This window comes from Marivita hallyeonensis (assembly GCF_900129875.1).
In the GTDB taxonomy this organism is placed as follows: Bacteria; Pseudomonadota; Alphaproteobacteria; order Rhodobacterales; family Rhodobacteraceae; genus Marivita; species Marivita hallyeonensis.
In genome coordinates this window covers 13,289-29,807 of the sequence record NZ_FQXC01000010.1, presented here as the reverse complement: position 1 = coordinate 29,807, position 16,519 = coordinate 13,289, and the positions used below count along the sequence as shown (strand labels likewise).

The 16,519-nt window shown below is 63.0% G+C and carries 19 protein-coding genes; 13 read left to right on the top strand and 6 right to left on the bottom strand.

Annotated features, from left to right (window positions below; genetic code table 11):
- The first annotated feature begins 13 nt into the window (after positions 1-13).
- Complete coding sequence (locus tag BUA42_RS20030) at positions 14-757, top strand: metallophosphoesterase family protein (RefSeq protein ID WP_072780126.1); 744 nt, start codon at positions 14-16, stop codon at positions 755-757.
- Here the strand turns inward: BUA42_RS20030 and BUA42_RS20025 are convergent.
- Positions 754-1,491 carry an SDR family oxidoreductase gene (locus BUA42_RS20025; RefSeq protein WP_072780125.1) on the bottom strand — a complete coding sequence of 246 codons (738 nt, stop codon included), beginning with the start codon at positions 1,489-1,491 and terminating at the stop codon, positions 754-756. The two genes, BUA42_RS20030 and BUA42_RS20025, sit on opposite strands and share 4 nt — an antisense overlap.
- A 72-nt stretch (positions 1,492-1,563) precedes the next feature.
- On the bottom strand, positions 1,564-3,345 hold the full coding sequence (locus BUA42_RS20020; protein ID WP_072780124.1) for an IlvD/Edd family dehydratase: 1,782 nt from the start codon (positions 3,343-3,345) through the stop codon (positions 1,564-1,566).
- Positions 3,346-3,473: 128 nt separating this feature from the next.
- On the opposite strand from BUA42_RS20020, the gene BUA42_RS20015 reads away from it, so the two are divergent.
- From BUA42_RS20015 to BUA42_RS19990, 6 genes are read left to right on the top strand one after another with little or no spacing between them, the layout of a single operon-like run.
- Positions 3,474-3,947, top strand: coding sequence for a hypothetical protein (locus BUA42_RS20015; protein WP_218588655.1), 474 nt, complete (start codon positions 3,474-3,476; stop codon positions 3,945-3,947).
- Positions 3,944-4,654: an AzlC family ABC transporter permease gene (locus BUA42_RS20010; protein WP_072780122.1), complete on the top strand. Its 711-nt coding sequence runs from the start codon at positions 3,944-3,946 to the stop codon at positions 4,652-4,654. The genes BUA42_RS20015 and BUA42_RS20010 overlap by 4 nt, the downstream gene beginning before the upstream one ends.
- A complete protein-coding gene (locus BUA42_RS20005) occupies positions 4,651-4,971 on the top strand; it encodes an AzlD domain-containing protein (protein WP_072780121.1) in 321 nt (106 codons plus the stop codon). The genes BUA42_RS20010 and BUA42_RS20005 overlap by 4 nt, the downstream gene beginning before the upstream one ends.
- 36 nt (positions 4,972-5,007) lie before the next feature.
- Positions 5,008-5,703: an RraA family protein gene (locus BUA42_RS20000; RefSeq protein ID WP_072780120.1), complete on the top strand. Its 696-nt coding sequence runs from the start codon at positions 5,008-5,010 to the stop codon at positions 5,701-5,703.
- Positions 5,704-5,759: 56 nt separating this feature from the next.
- On the top strand, positions 5,760-6,029 hold the full coding sequence (locus tag BUA42_RS19995; protein WP_072780119.1) for a ribbon-helix-helix domain-containing protein: 270 nt from the start codon (positions 5,760-5,762) through the stop codon (positions 6,027-6,029).
- On the top strand, positions 6,019-6,366 hold the full coding sequence (locus tag BUA42_RS19990; RefSeq protein WP_072780118.1) for a type II toxin-antitoxin system RelE/ParE family toxin: 348 nt from the start codon (positions 6,019-6,021) through the stop codon (positions 6,364-6,366). The genes BUA42_RS19995 and BUA42_RS19990 overlap by 11 nt, the downstream gene beginning before the upstream one ends.
- Before the next feature lie 30 nt (positions 6,367-6,396).
- Here BUA42_RS19990 and BUA42_RS19985 read toward each other — a convergent pair whose 3' ends face one another.
- The 3 genes from BUA42_RS19985 to BUA42_RS19975 are packed head-to-tail and all read right to left on the bottom strand — an operon-like array spanning position 6,397 to position 8,982.
- Complete coding sequence (locus tag BUA42_RS19985) at positions 6,397-7,287, bottom strand: phytanoyl-CoA dioxygenase family protein (protein ID WP_072780117.1); 891 nt, start codon at positions 7,285-7,287, stop codon at positions 6,397-6,399.
- Positions 7,287-8,210, bottom strand: coding sequence for an NAD(P)-dependent oxidoreductase (locus BUA42_RS19980; RefSeq protein WP_072780116.1), 924 nt, complete (start codon positions 8,208-8,210; stop codon positions 7,287-7,289). The genes BUA42_RS19985 and BUA42_RS19980 overlap by 1 nt, the downstream gene beginning before the upstream one ends.
- A 13-nt stretch (positions 8,211-8,223) precedes the next feature.
- Positions 8,224-8,982, bottom strand: coding sequence for an SDR family oxidoreductase (locus BUA42_RS19975; RefSeq protein ID WP_072780115.1), 759 nt, complete (start codon positions 8,980-8,982; stop codon positions 8,224-8,226).
- A gap of 131 nt (positions 8,983-9,113) precedes the next feature.
- On the opposite strand from BUA42_RS19975, the gene BUA42_RS19970 reads away from it, so the two are divergent.
- From BUA42_RS19970 to BUA42_RS19945, 6 genes are read left to right on the top strand one after another with little or no spacing between them, the layout of a single operon-like run.
- A complete protein-coding gene (locus tag BUA42_RS19970) occupies positions 9,114-10,145 on the top strand; it encodes an L-idonate 5-dehydrogenase (protein WP_072780114.1) in 1,032 nt (343 codons plus the stop codon).
- Positions 10,145-10,738, top strand: coding sequence for a LysE family translocator (locus BUA42_RS19965; RefSeq protein WP_072780113.1), 594 nt, complete (start codon positions 10,145-10,147; stop codon positions 10,736-10,738). The genes BUA42_RS19970 and BUA42_RS19965 overlap by 1 nt, the downstream gene beginning before the upstream one ends.
- Positions 10,735-12,132 (top strand): FAD-binding oxidoreductase, encoded by a 1,398-nt coding sequence (locus BUA42_RS19960; RefSeq protein WP_072780112.1) that lies wholly within the window; start codon positions 10,735-10,737, stop codon positions 12,130-12,132. Before BUA42_RS19965 ends, BUA42_RS19960 begins: the two co-directional genes overlap by 4 nt.
- Positions 12,119-13,228, top strand: coding sequence for a fumarylacetoacetate hydrolase family protein (locus BUA42_RS19955; RefSeq protein WP_072780111.1), 1,110 nt, complete (start codon positions 12,119-12,121; stop codon positions 13,226-13,228). The genes BUA42_RS19960 and BUA42_RS19955 overlap by 14 nt, the downstream gene beginning before the upstream one ends.
- A gap of 23 nt (positions 13,229-13,251) precedes the next feature.
- Complete coding sequence (gene denD, locus BUA42_RS19950; RefSeq protein WP_072780110.1) at positions 13,252-14,217, top strand: D-erythronate dehydrogenase; 966 nt, start codon at positions 13,252-13,254, stop codon at positions 14,215-14,217.
- Positions 14,214-15,377 (top strand): mandelate racemase/muconate lactonizing enzyme family protein, encoded by a 1,164-nt coding sequence (locus BUA42_RS19945; RefSeq protein ID WP_072780109.1) that lies wholly within the window; start codon positions 14,214-14,216, stop codon positions 15,375-15,377. The genes denD and BUA42_RS19945 overlap by 4 nt, the downstream gene beginning before the upstream one ends.
- An 87-nt stretch (positions 15,378-15,464) precedes the next feature.
- On the opposite strand, the gene BUA42_RS19940 is transcribed toward BUA42_RS19945, so the two are convergent.
- Complete coding sequence (locus tag BUA42_RS19940; RefSeq protein WP_072780108.1) at positions 15,465-16,403, bottom strand: 2-hydroxyacid dehydrogenase; 939 nt, start codon at positions 16,401-16,403, stop codon at positions 15,465-15,467.
- Positions 16,404-16,519: the final 116 nt, after the last annotated feature.

Below are 16,519 nucleotides of genomic sequence, written 5' to 3'. Positions count from 1 at the left end.
CCACTGTCACCGGATGAAATTCGCTGTCCTTGCCGATATCCACGGGAACTCTGACGCTTTGAAAGCCGTGTTCGCGGATATGGACGCGCTTGGCCTGACAGATGCGGTCAACCTCGGCGACCATTTCAGCGGCCCACTGGATGCGCATGGTACGGCCGAGCTTCTGATGTCGCGCGATTTCCCATCCATCCGCGGCAATCACGACCGATGGCTGATCGAAAAAACCCCCGAGGACATGGGCCCGTCCGACCGCGTCGCCTACGATCAACTGCGCCCCGAACACCTTGATTGGCTCCGCACGCTGTCGCCGACCCTGACGGTCTTCGAGGATGTCTTCCTCTGCCACGGCACACCGGCAAGCGATCTGGCCTATTGGCTCGAACGTGTCGAAGACGACGGCACGATCAGAGCGTCCACGCGTGCGGAAATCGAAGCCGAGGCGCAGGGGATCGATGCCAGCCTGATCCTCTGCGCGCACACACATGTTCCAAGGGTCGTCCGCCTCACCGATGGCAGAGTTGTCCTCAATCCGGGGAGTGTCGGTTGTCCGGGTTACGATGACGATCATCCGGTCTATCACGAGATGCAGACCGGAACGCCCAATGCTTCATACGCCATCGCTGAACAAAAGCATGCCGGTTGGCTGATCACATTTCGTTCGGTGCCCTATGATCCGCGCGGGATGGTCGCCCTTGCCAAGGCGCAGAACCGCCCCGAATGGGCCCGCGCGGTGGGCACCGGCTGGGTGTCAGCCTAACCTCGACCGATGTAGGGCATCGCTGACGCCATCACCGTCATGAACTGCACATTCGCCTCCAACGGCAGCGACGCCATGTGCAGCACCGACTTGGCCACATTGGACACGTCCATCACCGGCTCCACCGCAATCGATCCATCCGCCTGCGGCACGCCCTTGGTCATCTTCGCCGCCATGTCGGTCAGCGCATTGCCGATATCGATCTGGCCGCACGCGATGTTGAACGCCCGCCCATCCAGAGAGATCGATCGAGTCAGCCCGGTGATCGCGTGTTTCGACGTGGTGTAGGCCGCCGACCCGTAGCGGGGCACGTAAGCCGAGACCGAGCCGTTGTTGATGATCCGCCCGCCCTGCGGATCCTGCGCACGCATCAGGCCAAAAGCGACCTTGGCGCAGATGAAGCTGCCGGTCACGTTGATGTCGATCAGGTTGCGCCAGTCGGCGACGTCGATCTCGTCCACCGTGGCGGCGCCCAAAGACACGCCGGCATTGTTGAAAAGCACATCAACATGCCCCCAGGTCTCGGCCGCCTTGCCAAACGCATCCGCTACCGAGGCTTCATCCGTCACATCGCAGGGCATCGCCAGCGCGTTCTCATGGCTGTCCGCCACGTCCTGAAGCGCCGAAGCCGTGCGCCCGACCACGCCTACATGCCAGCCCGCGTTCAGAAAAACCTCCGCCGTCGCCTTGCCGATCCCGCGCCCGCCGCCTGTGATGATGATGCTCTGTGACATGAGCGCAGGTCCTTATCTTCTCTGGTTCAAAAATATTCCCGGGGGTTTGGGGGCAGCGCCCCCAATCCGATCTCAGTGATTGTCGCGCGGCAGATCATGGCGAATGCGCTGATACGCCGTCGCCAGTTCGAGGCAGCCTCCGTCGGACAACTGACCGACATGCTTTCGGTAAATCTCCTGCCACGGCGTCTGGTGTTTCAGCTCCGGCGCTTGCCACGCGTCGATCCGCGCCTGCCAATCGTCATCCGACACCAGCGCGTTCATTGTGCTGTTATTGAGGTCGAGCCGCACGCGGTCGCCGGTCTGCAAGAACGCCAATCCGCCGCCCACGACCGCCTCGGGCGAGGCGTTCAGGATCGACGGGCTTTCCGACGTGCCGGACTGACGCCCGTCGCCCACGGTGGGCAAATGGTTGATCCCCTGCTTCACAATCGCATCCGGCGGCAGCATATTCACCACCTCCGCCGATCCGGGATACCCGACGCATCCAACCCCACGAATGAACAGGATCGTGCGGTCGTCAATCTCGAGCGACGCGTCGTTGATCCGGTCGTGGTAATCCTCGGGGCCCTCAAAGACGACAGCGCGGGCCTCGAACACACCTTCGTTGCCCGGTTCCGACAGATACCTATCGCGGAAATCTTTGGAAATGACGCTCGTCTTCATCAACGCGGACTCGAACAGGTTGCCCGACAGCACCTTGAACCCGGCATTCGTGCGCATCGGCTTGGCGTAGGTGGTGATAACGTCGGTGTCTTCGCTTTCCCAACCTTTCAGGTTCTCACCCATCGTCTTGCCGGTTGCGGTCATCACATCCAGATGCAGGCGGTCGGCCTTGACCAACTCGCCCATCACCGCAGGCACACCGCCGGCGCGGAAGAAGCTCTCACCAAGGTATTCTCCGGCGGGCTGCATGTTGACCATGAGCGGTACGTCGAAGCCATGCTTCTCCCAGTCCGTCACGTGCAGGTCCACACCGATATGCCGCGCAACGGCTTGCAGATGCGGCGGCGCGTTGGTCGATCCACCAATCGCGGCATTCACCACAATCGCGTTTTCAAATGCCTCACGCGTCAAGATATCGGACGGCTTGAGGTCCTCATAGACCATCCCCACGATCCGCTTGCCGGTCTCATAGGCCATCGCCATCCGTTCGCGGAAGGGGGCCGGAATCGCGCTGTTGCCGGTCAGGCTCATGCCCAACGCCTCGGCCATCGCGTTCATCGTGCTGGCGGTGCCCATCGTGTTGCAATGCCCGTGCGACGGCGCAGAAGAACAGACGCGCTTCATGAACTCTTCGTAGTCGATCTTGCCCTCGGCCAGCAGGCGACGGCTTTCCCAGACGATCGCACCCGATCCGGCGCGCTTGCCTTTCCACCAGCCATCCAGCATCGGCCCGCCATTCAGCGCAATCGCGGGCAGGTCCACAGTGGCCGCCCCCATCAGCATCGCTGGCGTGGTCTTGTCGCAACCGGTCGTCAGCACAACACCGTCAATCGGGTAGCCGTGCAGCACTTCGACGAGGCTCAGATATTGCAGGTTCCGGTCCAAGGCGGCGGTCGGGCGCTTGCCAGTCTCCTGGATCGGATGCACCGGGAATTCCATCGGAATGCCGCCTGCCTCGCGGATGCCCGCCTTGATCCGGTCCATCAGGAAGACGTGGATCTTGTTGCACGGCACAAGGTCGGACCCGGTCTGCGCGATACCGATCACGGGGCGGGCGCTTTGCAGCTCTTCGCGGGTGAAGGTGCTGTTCTGATAGCGCTCGGTATAGAGCGCGGTCATGCCCGGGTTGTTGGGGTTGTCAAACCACTCCTGCGAGCGGAACCGCTTGTTGGCGCGGGTGTCCGACATCTTACCCTCCCATGGATTCTGTCCGCCCTCGTGGATGGGGCGCTTGGCATAGCATTTCGAAATGGTATACCAAATGCAAGGGCAAATGACGCCTGTGTAACGGGGGAAACAGGATGTTCGCAGTTTTTATGCGGTGGCGGAAAACGGCGAGCGCCCTGCTCTGTATCCTGTCTTCCTCCGCCTCTGCAGACGTCAACCTGGTTGCCGCTGACGCGTGTCTGGCGGCGCGGCTTGTCCAGCAGCAAAATCCGGCCTCTTGCGTGGATGAAGCGCATCAGCGGTGCCTGACCACGCCGGACGATATGACCGCCTCTGCGGTGCTCTGTTACAATCAGGCGCGCGAGGCGTGGCGCATCGGGATTTCCGCGGAAATGGAGCGCATCGCGGAAACCGCCGATGACCGGATCGCGGCGATCGCAGGGGTGGAGTTGAAATACGATCTGCTTGCCAACCTCATGCAGTGCGACCGGATGGAGGAGCTGGCCAAGGTCGGGTCAGAGGCAACCGGAAACCAGATCGCCCGACAGCGCGCGCAATGCGAAGCGTCGGCTTCGGGCTTGGCCTATCTGCGGGTCAAGATGCGGGCGCAAAGCCTGCGATGACCCCAACCAAAGCCTTCTGGCGCGGCTATCTCGACTGCGCGCCGTTTATCCTCATCGTCGTCCCTTACTCCATGTTGTTCGGTGTCGTCGCGCGGGATGCCGGGCTGGACGTGTTGCAAACCATGTCGATGTCCGTGCTGGTGATCGCCGGGGCGTCGCAGTTCACCGCGCTGGCGCTCTTGCAGGATCAGGCGCCGGTTTTCATCGCACTTCTGACCGCACTGGCGGTGAACCTGCGGATGGCCATGTATTCCGCCGCCCTCGTCCCGCATGTCGGCCACGCGCGCTTTGGGACGCGTGCCTTGATGGCCTACCTCATGGTCGATCAGGCCTTCGCGGTCGCGGTCAAAACATATGAGGACCGGCCCGAGATGACGCCGGACGCCAAGGTCGCCTACTACTTCGGCGCGATGATGCTGATCTGCCCGATCTGGTACGGCTGCACCTTTCTGGGCGCGGTCATGGGACAGGCGATCCCCGACAGCTGGTCGCTCGATTTCGCGGTGCCGGTCTGCTTCATTGCCCTGACCGCGCCGCTCTTGCGGTCCCTGCCCCACGTCGTCGCTGCCCTGACCTCCTGCGCGATGGCCATCGCGTTCGGATGGGTGCCATGGTCGCTCGGCATCATCTTCGCCGCTTTGATCGCCATGGCAGTCGGCGCGCAGACCGAGCTTTACCTCAAACGGCGCGAGGCGCGGGCGGCATGATCGACGACACCACGTTTTGGCTTCTGACCATCGGGCTGGGCATCGGCACGTTCGCAATCCGGTTCTCGTTTCTTGGCCTGTTGGGCGGCAAAGAACTGCCCGACTGGGCGCTGTTGCATCTGCGCTATGTCGGGGTCGCCGTTTTCCCTGCGCTTTTCACGCCGCTCGTGCTCTGGCCCGACGCCACCGGGGGCGAGGTCGACCCCGTGCGCATCCTCGCCGCCTGCGCCGCCTTTCTGGTCGGGCTGAAAGGTTCCGTCATCGGAGCCATCGTCGCCGGGATGGGCACATTTTATGCGCTTCACTTTCTGACGTGATCCGCGACACTAGGGCAACCGAGGAGGACCCACACCATGATCGAAGAACCCCCGAAGCTGCAGATCAAATCCGACATCCGCCGCCCGAAACAGGCCCAGATCGACGCGTTCAGGAATATCCCAACCGGGTTTCTGTGCGACGCGATGGAGGGCCAGGGCGCGCTTGGCATGGCGATCCAGCCGGTCTGTACCGATGGCTCCCTGCCGCTGCACGCTCACGGCCCGGCATTGGTCGCCGATAATGGCCCCGCCGAAATCCTCGCCACGATGGGCGCGCTGCACATTGCGCAACCGGGTGACATCATCGTCGCGGCGGTGCATGGGCACAAAAACTGCTCGGCTGCGGGCGACCGTTTCTGCGGCATGATGAAGAACAAGGGCGTCGCGGCGTTCGTCACCGACGGCCAGATGCGCGACTATCCCGGCATCGTTGCCGCAGGCCTACCCGCTTGGTGCGCGGGGCTCAGCCCGAACTCGCCCTATTCCAACGGACCCGGGAAGGTCGGCTTCGGCGCGACGCTTGCGGGGCGGCATGTCGAAACCGGCGACATTATCGTCGCCGACCATGACGGCGTGGTCGTGGTGCCCTTCGACCGGATCGACGCGGTCATCGCGCAGTTGACCGCGATTCAAGAGCTGGAAGTGTCGCTCGATGCCAAGGTGCAGGGCGGATACTGCGAGATGCCCGCGGTTGAGGCGATGCTGGCGGATGGCAGTGCCAAGATGATGTGACGTTGACCGCTACAAGGCTAAATGCTACTCAGTAGCATATCCGAAGAGGTACTCCCATGTCCGTCAAAGCGTCGGTTTCCATGTCCGAGCAACAAGAAGCATTCGCGCGGTCCCTTGTCGAAGAGGGCAAATTCTCCAGCGTCAGCGCCGTGGTGCAGCACAGCCTTGACCTGCTGAAGACCAAGACGGAACTGGAGGAAGCCGAACTCAACGCGCTCCGCAGCTTCTTTGCAGACCGGCGTGACGGCGGTTTCGAAACAACAGACGCAGCGCGCTCTGCGACCCGTGACATGATCACCCGCAAGCGCCGCGCGCATGGGCTATAGGGTTCTCAGATCGACCGCAGCGCGGGACGATCTAGAGGCGATCTTCGATTTTCTGGTCGACGCCTATGTTGCCTTGGGAACAGAGATCGGAGACGCGCTCGATCAGGCGGAAACGCGTCTCCTCGGGATCGAGGACGACATCGACGCGTTGGGTGATACCCCGCATCAAGGCACACTCTGGCCCGAGGTCATGGATGGCCTGCGCTGGACCACCAAGAACCGCGCGATCCTCTATTTCACCGTCGATGACACGTCAGAAACAGTCTTTCTGCTCGCCGTGTTCTTCGGAGGTCAGGATCACAAGACACATATCCTTGAGCGCATCCGTTCGGATTAGGGTACGCGCGCTTTCGAACGCGCGGACCCGTCAACCAAACGCGCTTTTCGCACCCGCGCTTTCCTGTGTCTTGAAAATCGACCCGGTGTCGGGCGCAGGTGGCAGCGGCATCACCACTGGCACGTCTGCCATCCGGGCCTGAAGCTGCGGCTCACCTGTGATCTGCCGCTCCTGCACATCGTCCCAATAGGCACGCTGACCCAGCGAATGGATGTAGCTCGACGCGCCAAGGATCGGCCACGCGTCCGACGCGCTGCATTCGTAGAACAGGATGAGCCGGTTGCGGTCGCTCATGTTCGGGGCCGAGCCATGCAGGATGCGCGCATGATGCACCGTCATGTCGCCGGCCTTGCCGGTCAGCGTCACCGCCTTCGCCCGCTCGAACAGCGGATCGTCGGGATCAATCGCCCCGGCGAAATAGCCGTTCGCCATGTGGCTCAGAATCGGGCCTTTATGCGTGCCCGGGATCACCATCAGCGGCCCGTTGGCCTCGTCCACATCCTCCAGCATCAGACCGAAGGCCAAAAGGCTGTCATTCGTCGCGGGGTAGAACGCCCAGTCCTGATGCCACTCAACCGCGCGCCCACCACCCGGGGCCTTGGTGTTGAGCTTGGAGGTCAACAGGTTGGTATGCGGCCCCAGCAGGTCAGTCAGCACCTCGGTGAGCTTTGAGTCGCGGATCAAATCCCAGAAATACGGGTCGCGCTTGTGCGGCAGCTTGATCCGCGTCAGGCGCGGGGCCTCTGCAGAGTGACCGGCGTCGAGGTCGTAGACCTCGTTGCTCTCGGTCACCTCCCGCGACGCATCGATCAGGCGATAGGTGATCTCGCGCAGTCGCTCAAGTTGCTCGGCCGTAACCGCGTTCTCGACCAACAGATACCCGTTTTCATTATAGAACCGCTTCTGCTCCGCGCTCAGCATCAGCTTTGGCCTTTCTTCACCGCCTCCGGAAGATCGACGCCGTTCAGCCCGGCGATGTGATTGGCGATGGTCGGCACGTAATCCTGACCTTTCCCCGCCGCCTCGGCCTGATCGAAATAGTTGCGCACAGCCGCACCCATGGGGTTCATTACACCCGCCGCCATCGCCATGTTGGCCACGTAGCGCACGTCCTTCGCCGCGTTGGCGATGGCGAATTTATGCGCGTTGGGATCGCCCCCCACCGCTGCCGAAAAGAACGTGTCGAAGAACCCGCAGCCCATCCGCGACGGCCCCATCACGTCGCGCACCGTTTGCGGCGTCAGGCCCGATTTGACGGCCAGGCTCAGCGCTTCGGAATAGACACTGGCATACGACATCGACATGAAGTTCATGATGAGCTTCATCTTGTGGCCCGAGCCGACCGGGCCGATGTGATTGATCGACCCAGACCAGCACTCGATGATCGGCTTGACGGTCGCGAACGCCTCGTCCGACGCGCCCACCATCGCATCGAGCGTCCCGGCCTCCGCCTCTTTCGGCGTCCGCCCCAAGGGCGCATCGACCATATGCACCCCCTGCGCCACCATCTCCTCGGCCAGCGCCATGGTCGAGGTTGGATCAGCGGTGGTCGTGTCCACGACGATCAAACCGTCTTTGGCGCCCGCCAGAATGCCGTCCGGCCCGCGGATGATCGCCTCGACCTGGGGCGAGTTCGACAGGCACAGATGAATCACATCACACAGCTCCGCCATCTCGCGCGCGGTCTGCACCTCGGTCGCGCCCATGCCGACAAGGCTCTCCACCGGTGTTCGGTTGCGATTGCCCTTGATGACCAGCGGGTAACCGCCTTGCAGGATGTTCTTTGCCATCCCGTGTCCCATCAGGCCCACACCGATAAAGCCAACCGTCAGTTTCTCGCTCATATCCCCTCTCCCCTCAAAGGCTTGCCGTGATGCCACCATCGACAAACAGCGTGTGCCCATTCACGAAACTCGCCGCGTCCGACGCCAGAAATACCGCCGCGCCCTGCAGTTCCTCGACCTTGCCCCACCGCCCCTGTGGTGTGCGCTTGGCAAGCCACGCCGAGAACTCCGGATCCGCCACCAGCGCGGCGTTGAGCGGCGTCTCGAAATAGCCCGGCGCAATGGCGTTGCAGTTCAGCCCATGCTTCGCCCAGTCCGTCGCCATGCCCTTGGTCAGATTTCCAATCGCCCCTTTCGACGCCGTGTAAGGCGCGATGCCGGGGCGGGCGAGACTGGTCTGTACGGACGCGATGTTGATGATCTTGCCCCGCCCCCGCCCGATCATGTGCCGCGCAACCGCTTGTCCGACGTAGAAGACGGAATTGACATTGGTCCGCATCAGCCTGTCGAAAGCATCGACTTCGAACTCCTCAAGCGGCCCGCGATGCTGCATCCCGGCGTTGTTGATAAGGATATCGATCTGGCCGTCCGCCTCGTACCCGTCAATCGCGTCGCGCGCGGCCTGCGCATCCGTGACGTCGAATGGCAGCGTGTCCACCTGGGCACCAGTCCCACGCAACCGCTCTGCCGCAGTCTCCAGATCGTCGAGTCCGCGCGCATTCATCACGATGCGCGCGCCCGCCTCGGCCAAGCCTTGCGACAGCGCAAAGCCAATGCCCTTGGACGACCCGGTGACAAGTGCCACGCGGCCGGTGAGATCGAAATTCGGCATGTCTCCTCCCGGTCGACCGCCGTGTCAGGGTGTTTGACAATTCCCTGCCGACGCTCTTACTTGGCAAAAATGGTATACCATTTGCCGCGCGACGCAAGCCGCGTTTTCGGAAGGCTGGGGAGGGTCGTCTGATGCAAGCACTCTACGCGCACGGGCCGAAGGATCTGCGCCTTGGCGATGCTCCGGCCGAAGCGCTTGGCCCGGGTCAGGTGCGCATTGCAATGGCGCGCGGCGGCATTTGCGGCAGTGACCTGCATTACTTCAACCACGGCGGGTTCGGCACGGTGAAACTGCGCGAACCGATGATCCTTGGGCACGAAGTGTCCGGCCACGTGTCCGAAGTTGGACCCGACGTCGAAGGACTAAGCGTCGGCGACCTCGTCGCTGTCTCTCCCTCACGCCCCTGCGCCACTTGCACGGAATGCCTGCGCGGCTTGCCGAACCAGTGCCTGAACATGCGGTTCTACGGCTCGGCCATGCCCTTCCCGCACATCCAGGGCGCGTTTCGCGAAAGCCTGATCGCCGAAGCCAGCCAATGCGTCAAAGCCGATGGTCTGACCCCGGCCGAGGCCGCAATGGCCGAACCGCTCGCCGTCTGCCTGCACGCCATGACGCAAGCCGGAACCGTACTGGGTAAGCGTGTTCTGGTCACCGGCTGCGGCCCCATCGGCGTTCTGGTGATCCTCGCCGCCCGTCGCGCCGGAGCGGCCGAGATCATCGCGACCGATATCTCGGACACCGCGCTTGAGCGCGCCAGGGCGGCGGGTGCGGATGTTGCTCTCAACACCATGTCAAACGCCGAAGCCCTGACCCCATACTCCGCCGCAAAAGGTTCTGTCGATATTGGGCTCGAATGCTCTGGCGCCGAACCCGCCCTGCGCGCGATGGTCAGTGCTCTGCGGCCCCGCGCAATTTTGGTACAGTTGGGCCTCTCGGGAGACATGACCCTGCCGATGATGCAGATCACCGCAAAGGAACTGTCGCTCCAAGGCTCCTTCCGCTTCCACGAGGAATTCGCCCAAGCCGTTGCTTTCATGCAGAAAGGCCTGATCGACCTTGCCCCGCTCATCACGCACAGCTTCCCGCTGGCCGAGTTCGCGACGGCTTTCGCCACCGCGAATGACCGCACGCAGGCGATGAAGGTGCAGTTGGAGTTCGCCTGATGGGAACCTTCGCTCTTGCCGTGATCCTGCTCATCATCACGCCCGGACCGGGTGTGCTGACCACGGCAGGGTTCGGCGCGGCTTACGGGTTCAAGCCCTCACTCAAATACGTGCTGGGCCTCTTCATCGGCACCAACCTCGTGCTGCTGGCCGTCATCACCGGTGTCGCTGCCGTCGTTCTCTCGGTGCCATGGCTGCGCACGCTTCTGCTGATCGCCTCCATTGGCTACCTGCTCTACCTCGCTGCGCGCATCGCCTTCGCCGGATCAAAGATCGCCTTCATGGAAGCGAAACAGCCTCCCGGCGTATTTGGCGGCGTGGCGCTTCAGGCAATCAATCCCAAAGCCTATGTGGTCAACACCTCGCTGATCTCGGGGTTCAGCTACGCGCCCGACAACCTGACGTTCGAGATCATCACCAAGGTGATCATCATGAACGCCATCTGGATTCCGATCCATCTTGCCTGGCTCTGGGCAGGCACCGTGCTGCACGAGCTGAACCTCAGCCACGCCGCCCAACGCGCCATCAACATCGGCATGGCGCTGGCCATGTTGGCAGTCGTGGGCCTTGCCGCATGGACGGCAACAACATGAGCATCGCGGCTTGCATCGACGCGCTCAAGGCGCAGCTGGGCGACCGGATCAGCACCTCCGCCGCTGACCTGACGCTGCACGGTCAGAACGAGACGTATTACCCCAACACGCCCCCCGATGCCGTCGCCTACCCGACATCGACCGAAGACGTGCAAACCATCGTCCGCACCTGCGCGGAACATGCCTGCCCCATCACACCCTATGGCGCGGCGTCGTCTCTGGAGGGACAGCACCTCGCCACCTCCGGCGGGATAAGCCTCGATTTCCGCGACATGAATCGCGTGCTCAAGGTGCATCCCGAAGACCTCAACTGCGTCGTCCAACCCGGTGTCACCCGCAAGGCGCTGAACGAAGACCTGCGCAGTACTGGCCTGTTCTTTCCCGTCGATCCCGGCGCCGATGCCAGCATGGGCGGCATGGCAGCCACCCGCGCCAGCGGCACCACCGCCGTGCGCTACGGCACGATGCGCGAAAACATCCTCGCGCTGGAAGCGGTGCTGGCCGATGGCACGGTGATCCGCACCGGCAGCGCCGCGCGCAAGGCGTCAAACGGTTACGACCTCACGCATCTTCTGATCGGCTCCGAAGGCACGCTGGGGATCATCACGGAACTGACGCTCAAACTGCACGGCCTACCCGAAGCCATCACCGCCGCCACCTGCCGCTTTGCTGATGTCGAGGACGCGGTGAACTGCGTCATCACCACAATCCAGTGCGGGATCCCGATGGCGCGGATCGAACTGCTCGACCACATGATGGTGCGCGGGTTCAACCGCTACTCCGACGCGGGGCTTCCCGAACTGCCGCACCTCTTTCTCGAATTTCACGGCTCCCCCGCCGCCGTCGAGGACCAGCGCAAAGCCTTCGCCGAGATCGCGCAGGAGTTTGGCGCAGAAGGCTGGCAAACCGCCGACACGACGGAGGACCGCAACGCGCTTTGGGCCATGCGCCACAATGCACATTACGCCTCTGCCGCGTTGGGCAAGGGCAAGCATATCTGGCCAACGGATGTTTGCGTGCCGATCTCAAAACTCGCCGAAGCGGTGCGCCAGTCCCAGGAAGACGCAGTGAAACTCGGGCTGACGGCCACCATCGTCGGCCATGTCGGCGACGGCAATTTTCACGCCGGTTTGTCGGTCGACCCGAACGATCCCGACGAGATGCGGCGCGCCGAGCAATTCACCAGCGATCTGTGCAAGACCGCCCTGCGCCTTGGCGGCACGGTGTCGGGTGAACACGGCATCGGCCTTGGCAAACAGCGGCATATGGAGGCCGAACACGGCAATGCCCTGATCCCGATGCGCGCGATCAAGGCGGCGCTCGACCCGAAAAACATTCTGAACCCCGGAAAAATGCTGCCACCGACGAACGAGGTGCCCCTTGCTGCCCAATGATTCCAACGCCCTTCTCGCCGGTCGCGTCTGGCGGCCCAACATTGGCCCCTGCGTCGTGACTGTCCGGGGCGACCGGGTGATCGACATCACGTCGAAATCTATCCCGACGATGCGCGACCTCTGCGAGGGCGACAGCCCCGCCGATATTCTTCGCACCGCACCGGGCGAGGATATCGGCAGCGTCGCTGACATGACCCCCCATCTGCTCGCCCCGGTTGACCTGCACGCCATCAAAGCCTGCGGCGTGACATTCGCCGACAGCATGGTCGAGCGCGTGATCGAGGAACAGGCCGATGGCGACCCCGAACGCGCCAACGCGATCCGGCAAAAGGTCGGCAAGAACATCGGCGACAGCCTGTCGGGTCTGAAACCCGGATCCGCCGAGGCCGAGAAGGTCAAATCGGTCCTGCAAGCCGAAGGTCTCTGGTCGCAATACCTGGAGGTTGGCATCGGCCCCTACGCCGAGGTTTTCACCAAATCCCAACCGATGAGCGCCGTAGGCTACGGCGCGGATGTCGGTCTGCACCCGATCAGCAAATGGAACAACCCCGAACCCGAAGTGGTGCTCTGCATCACCTCCCAAGGCACTATCATCGGCGCAACGTTGGGCAATGACGTCAACCTGCGCGACGTCGAAGGCCGCTCTGCCCTGCTCTTGGGCAAGGCCAAGGATAACAACGCCTCCTGCGCCATCGGCCCGTTCATCCGCGTCTTCGACGATCACTACACGCTCGACGACGTGCGCCGCGCCGAACTGACCATGACGGTGACCGGAGAGGATGACTTTATCCTCGACGGCACGTCCTCCATGACGAAGATCAGCCGCGATCCGGCAGATCTGGCGCAGCAGACTATCGGGCGGCACCACCAGTACCCGGATGGGTTCGTCCTTTTCTGCGGCACGATGTTCGCCCCCACCAAGGACCGCGACGCACCGGGACAGGGCTTCACCCACCACACCGGCGACGTGGTCGAGATCCAGGAACCGCACCTCGGAACCCTGCGCAACACCGTGCGACTGTCCACCGAATGCCCGGAATGGACCTTTGGCACAGCCGCCCTGATGCGCAATCTCGCGGGCCGCGGCCTGCTTTAGACATTGAACAACGGAGAATCGCGATGAACATCCTCATCCTTGGCGGCGGCGGCGTGGTCGGCCAGAAACTGGCGCAGGCGCTTGCAAAACGCGGAACGCTGCGCGGGCAGGAGATCAGCAAGATCACCCTCGCCGACATCATGGACCCGACCCCGGTCGAGGCCCCCTTCCCCGTTGAGACGGCAACCTGCGACATCGCCGATCCGGCGTCGGTGGAGGCCTGCATCGGTGCGGATACGCACGTGATCTACCTGCTCGCCGCCATCGTGTCGGCCCATGCCGAAGAAGACTTCGACCTCGGCTATAAGATCAACATGACCGGCACCATCAACGTCTTGGAACGCGCCCGCGCGTTGGGCACCAAGCCCGTCGTCGTCTTCACCTCGTCGCTCGCGGTCTTCGGCGGAGAGGTGCCCGATCCGATCACCGACCACACCTTCCTGAACCCGCAAACCTCCTACGGCACGCAGAAAGCCATCGGGGAACTTCTCCTCACCGATTACAGCCGCAAAGGCTTCATCGACGGGCGCGGGTTCCGCCTGCCCACGATCTCGGTCCGCCCCGGCAAACCCAACCGCGCCGCGTCAAGTTTCATGTCCTCGATCCTGCGCGAACCGCTGAACGGGCAGGAGGCGATCTGCCCGGTCGACGACGATTTCCTGCACTACTACCTCAGCCCCCGGAAATGCGTTGAGAACCTCATCAAAGGCGCGGAGTTGGCCGAGGACGACCTCGGCATGAACCGCAACATGATGATGCCCGGGCGCATCTGGTCGGTGCGGCAACTGATCGATGCGATGACCGCCGTCGCCGGGCCAGAACCCGCGAAACTCATCCGGTTTGAGGCACAGCCCGACATCCAGCGCATCGTCAAAGGCTGGCGCTACGATCAGGCGCCCGAGAAGTCCCTGAAGCTGGGCCTGACGGCCGACGACAGCTTCGAGGACAACATCCGCTACTACCTCGAAGACGACAAACCCGCCTCATGAAGATCACGCGCGTCACCAGTCACGTCTTGGGCTACGACCTGCCCGAGGAACTCGGCTACTCGCAGCAATACTATGCCCGCCGCACCGCGCATCTGGTCGAGGTCGAAACCGACGAAGGCGTCACCGGTTGGGGTGAGTGTTTCGGCCCCGGCCCGGTGGCGGTGGCGAACAAGGGGATCGTCGAAGGCGTCATCCAGCCGATGATCCTTGGGCAGGACCCTCTCGACCGCGACGTGCTCTGGCACAAGGTCTACAACCTCCTGCGCGATCACGGGCAGAAAGGCATGCCGCTCCAGTCGCTATCTGGCGTCGACATCGCGCTTTGGGATATCGCCGGAAAGGTCGCAGACCTGCCGCTGCACAAACTCATCGGCGGCGCGCATCGCACCCAAATCCCGGTCTACGGCTACGGCATGATGCTCAAGCGCGAAGGCATCGCGGACCATGTCGCCCGGTTTAAGGACGAGGCGGCGGCGATCCGCGATATGGGCTTCGTTGCCACCAAGATGAAGGTGGGCCTCGGCGCGAAAGACGATGTGAAACTCTGTCAGGCCGTGCGCGACGGCATCGGCCCCGACTTCGAATTCATGGTCGACGCCAACCATTGCTACACCACGTCCGATGCCTTCTATGTCGGTCGCGCCCTCGACGACCTGAACGCCTACTGGTTCGAAGAACCCATCGCCCCTGAAGACCTCGACGGCTACCGCGAATTGCGCGCGGGGCTCAAGGTGAACATCTCGGGCGGAGAGGCCGAATTCAACCGCTGGGGCTGGCGCGCGATCCTTGAAAACCGCGGCCTCGACATCGCCCAGCCCGAGGTCTGTGCGTTAGGCGGGATCAGCGAATACCTCCGCGTCCTGGCGCTCTGCCACGCGCACCACACACCGGTCATCAACCATGTCTGGGGCAGCGCCGTTGCAGTCGCCACCAACATCCAGCTGCTCGCCGCGATGCCACCCCTACCCGGTGGCCTCTTCCCGCGCGCGCCGTGGCTCGAGTTCGACACAACGCACAACACCTTCCGCGACGACCTTCTGCAAGAGCCGCTCAACATTCAGGATCAGGTCGCGCGCAAGGGCACCGTATCCGTCCCGACAGCCCCGGGCATTGGTGTCACTCCCGACGCGCAGGTGATTGCCAAGTACAAGATCGCCTGACCCTTCATCTTGCCCAATAAACTCCGGGGGTCTTTGGGGGGCTGGCCCCCCAACCGGTCGGATGGGCAAAGCCCATTCGACCCCAGATCAATTCACCGGCGTCAGTAAATCTTCTCCAGCGAGATACGCCAGAACGTTGTCCCGCTGCAGCTTCGCCATGGCGGCACGCGTCTCGACCGTACCGGACCCCTGATGCGGCTGGATGACGACGTTCTCCAAGGCATAGAAGCGCGGGTCGATATTCGGCTCGTTCTGGAAAACGTCCAACCCAGCACCTGAAATCGCGCCGCGTTCCAGCGCGTCCAGAAGCGCACCTTCTTCCACCGTGGACCCGCGAGAGATATTCACCAGAATCCCGCGCGGACCAAGCGCGTCGATCACCTCTTTCGACACGAAACCTTCTGTATCCGGCCCGCCCACAAGCGCCACGATCAGGTAATCCACTGCCCGCGCGAGCGAGACCGGATCGCCGTGGTGCGTCCAGCCGGGCGTGTCCTTCGCCGACCGCGACCAGTAGTGGATGTCCATCTTGAAGGCCGCTAACCGGTCCGCGATCTCGCGCCCAATACGGCCCAGCCCGACAATCCCGGCGGTGCCACCACTCACCTTGCGGTTCAGCCGATACTCCCCCTGCTCGGCCCATTTGCCGGATCGCGCCCACTGGCTTGCATGCTCCATCTCGCGGCCCTGCATGATCAGCATCGCAACGGCAAGATCGGCCACATCGTCGTTCAGAACACCGGGCGTGTTGGACACCGTGATCCCGCGCGCCGAGGCCTCGGCGACGTCGATCGCGTCGTATCCCACGCCGTAATTCGCGATCACGCCGACATTCGGCAGAAGCGCCATTTCAGCTGCGCCAAAGGGGTGGTGGCCTTTATACGCGACCGCCGTGAACGCCTCTCGCTGCGCAGCATCGAGGTCGGAAACGCCCGATGGGCCATCAAGGTAAACCGGCGCAAGTTCCTGTGTCAGGCCAGCTTTTTCGCTCTCGTTATATGGCCCGATTGCCAGCGTTTGTGTCATTGCCCACCCCTCATGCGCAGTCTTGGAAAATGGTATACCATCTGCAATGGTGCTCGGGGGCGGGGAAAGTGTCAACAGCGCGCGACCGACCCGAACCACAAGATGTCGCCACACAG

What these genes read in the sequence shown, in the direction of transcription:
- BUA42_RS19945 (WP_072780109.1), top strand. Translation starts at nt 14,214, where the DNA reads ATGAAGATCACGCGCGTCACCAGTCACGTCTTGGGCTACGACCTGCCC.
- BUA42_RS19995 (WP_072780119.1), top strand. Translation starts at nt 5,760, where the DNA reads ATGTCCGTCAAAGCGTCGGTTTCCATGTCCGAGCAACAAGAAGCATTC.
- BUA42_RS19985 (WP_072780117.1), bottom strand. Translation starts at nt 7,287, where the DNA reads ATGCTGAGCGCGGAGCAGAAGCGGTTCTATAATGAAAACGGGTATCTG.
- BUA42_RS19965 (WP_072780113.1), top strand. Translation starts at nt 10,145, where the DNA reads ATGGGAACCTTCGCTCTTGCCGTGATCCTGCTCATCATCACGCCCGGA.
- BUA42_RS20010 (WP_072780122.1), top strand. Translation starts at nt 3,944, where the DNA reads ATGACCCCAACCAAAGCCTTCTGGCGCGGCTATCTCGACTGCGCGCCG.
- BUA42_RS20005 (WP_072780121.1), top strand. Translation starts at nt 4,651, where the DNA reads ATGATCGACGACACCACGTTTTGGCTTCTGACCATCGGGCTGGGCATC.
- BUA42_RS19975 (WP_072780115.1), bottom strand. Translation starts at nt 8,982, where the DNA reads ATGCCGAATTTCGATCTCACCGGCCGCGTGGCACTTGTCACCGGGTCG.
- denD (WP_072780110.1), top strand. Translation starts at nt 13,252, where the DNA reads ATGAACATCCTCATCCTTGGCGGCGGCGGCGTGGTCGGCCAGAAACTG.
- BUA42_RS19990 (WP_072780118.1), top strand. Translation starts at nt 6,019, where the DNA reads ATGGGCTATAGGGTTCTCAGATCGACCGCAGCGCGGGACGATCTAGAG.
- BUA42_RS19960 (WP_072780112.1), top strand. Translation starts at nt 10,735, where the DNA reads ATGAGCATCGCGGCTTGCATCGACGCGCTCAAGGCGCAGCTGGGCGAC.
- BUA42_RS20000 (WP_072780120.1), top strand. Translation starts at nt 5,008, where the DNA reads ATGATCGAAGAACCCCCGAAGCTGCAGATCAAATCCGACATCCGCCGC.
- BUA42_RS19940 (WP_072780108.1), bottom strand. Translation starts at nt 16,403, where the DNA reads ATGACACAAACGCTGGCAATCGGGCCATATAACGAGAGCGAAAAAGCT.
- BUA42_RS20030 (WP_072780126.1), top strand. Translation starts at nt 14, where the DNA reads ATGAAATTCGCTGTCCTTGCCGATATCCACGGGAACTCTGACGCTTTG.
- BUA42_RS20025 (WP_072780125.1), bottom strand. Translation starts at nt 1,491, where the DNA reads ATGTCACAGAGCATCATCATCACAGGCGGCGGGCGCGGGATCGGCAAG.
- BUA42_RS19970 (WP_072780114.1), top strand. Translation starts at nt 9,114, where the DNA reads ATGCAAGCACTCTACGCGCACGGGCCGAAGGATCTGCGCCTTGGCGAT.
- BUA42_RS20015 (WP_218588655.1), top strand. Translation starts at nt 3,474, where the DNA reads ATGCGGTGGCGGAAAACGGCGAGCGCCCTGCTCTGTATCCTGTCTTCC.
- BUA42_RS19980 (WP_072780116.1), bottom strand. Translation starts at nt 8,210, where the DNA reads ATGAGCGAGAAACTGACGGTTGGCTTTATCGGTGTGGGCCTGATGGGA.
- BUA42_RS20020 (WP_072780124.1), bottom strand. Translation starts at nt 3,345, where the DNA reads ATGTCGGACACCCGCGCCAACAAGCGGTTCCGCTCGCAGGAGTGGTTT.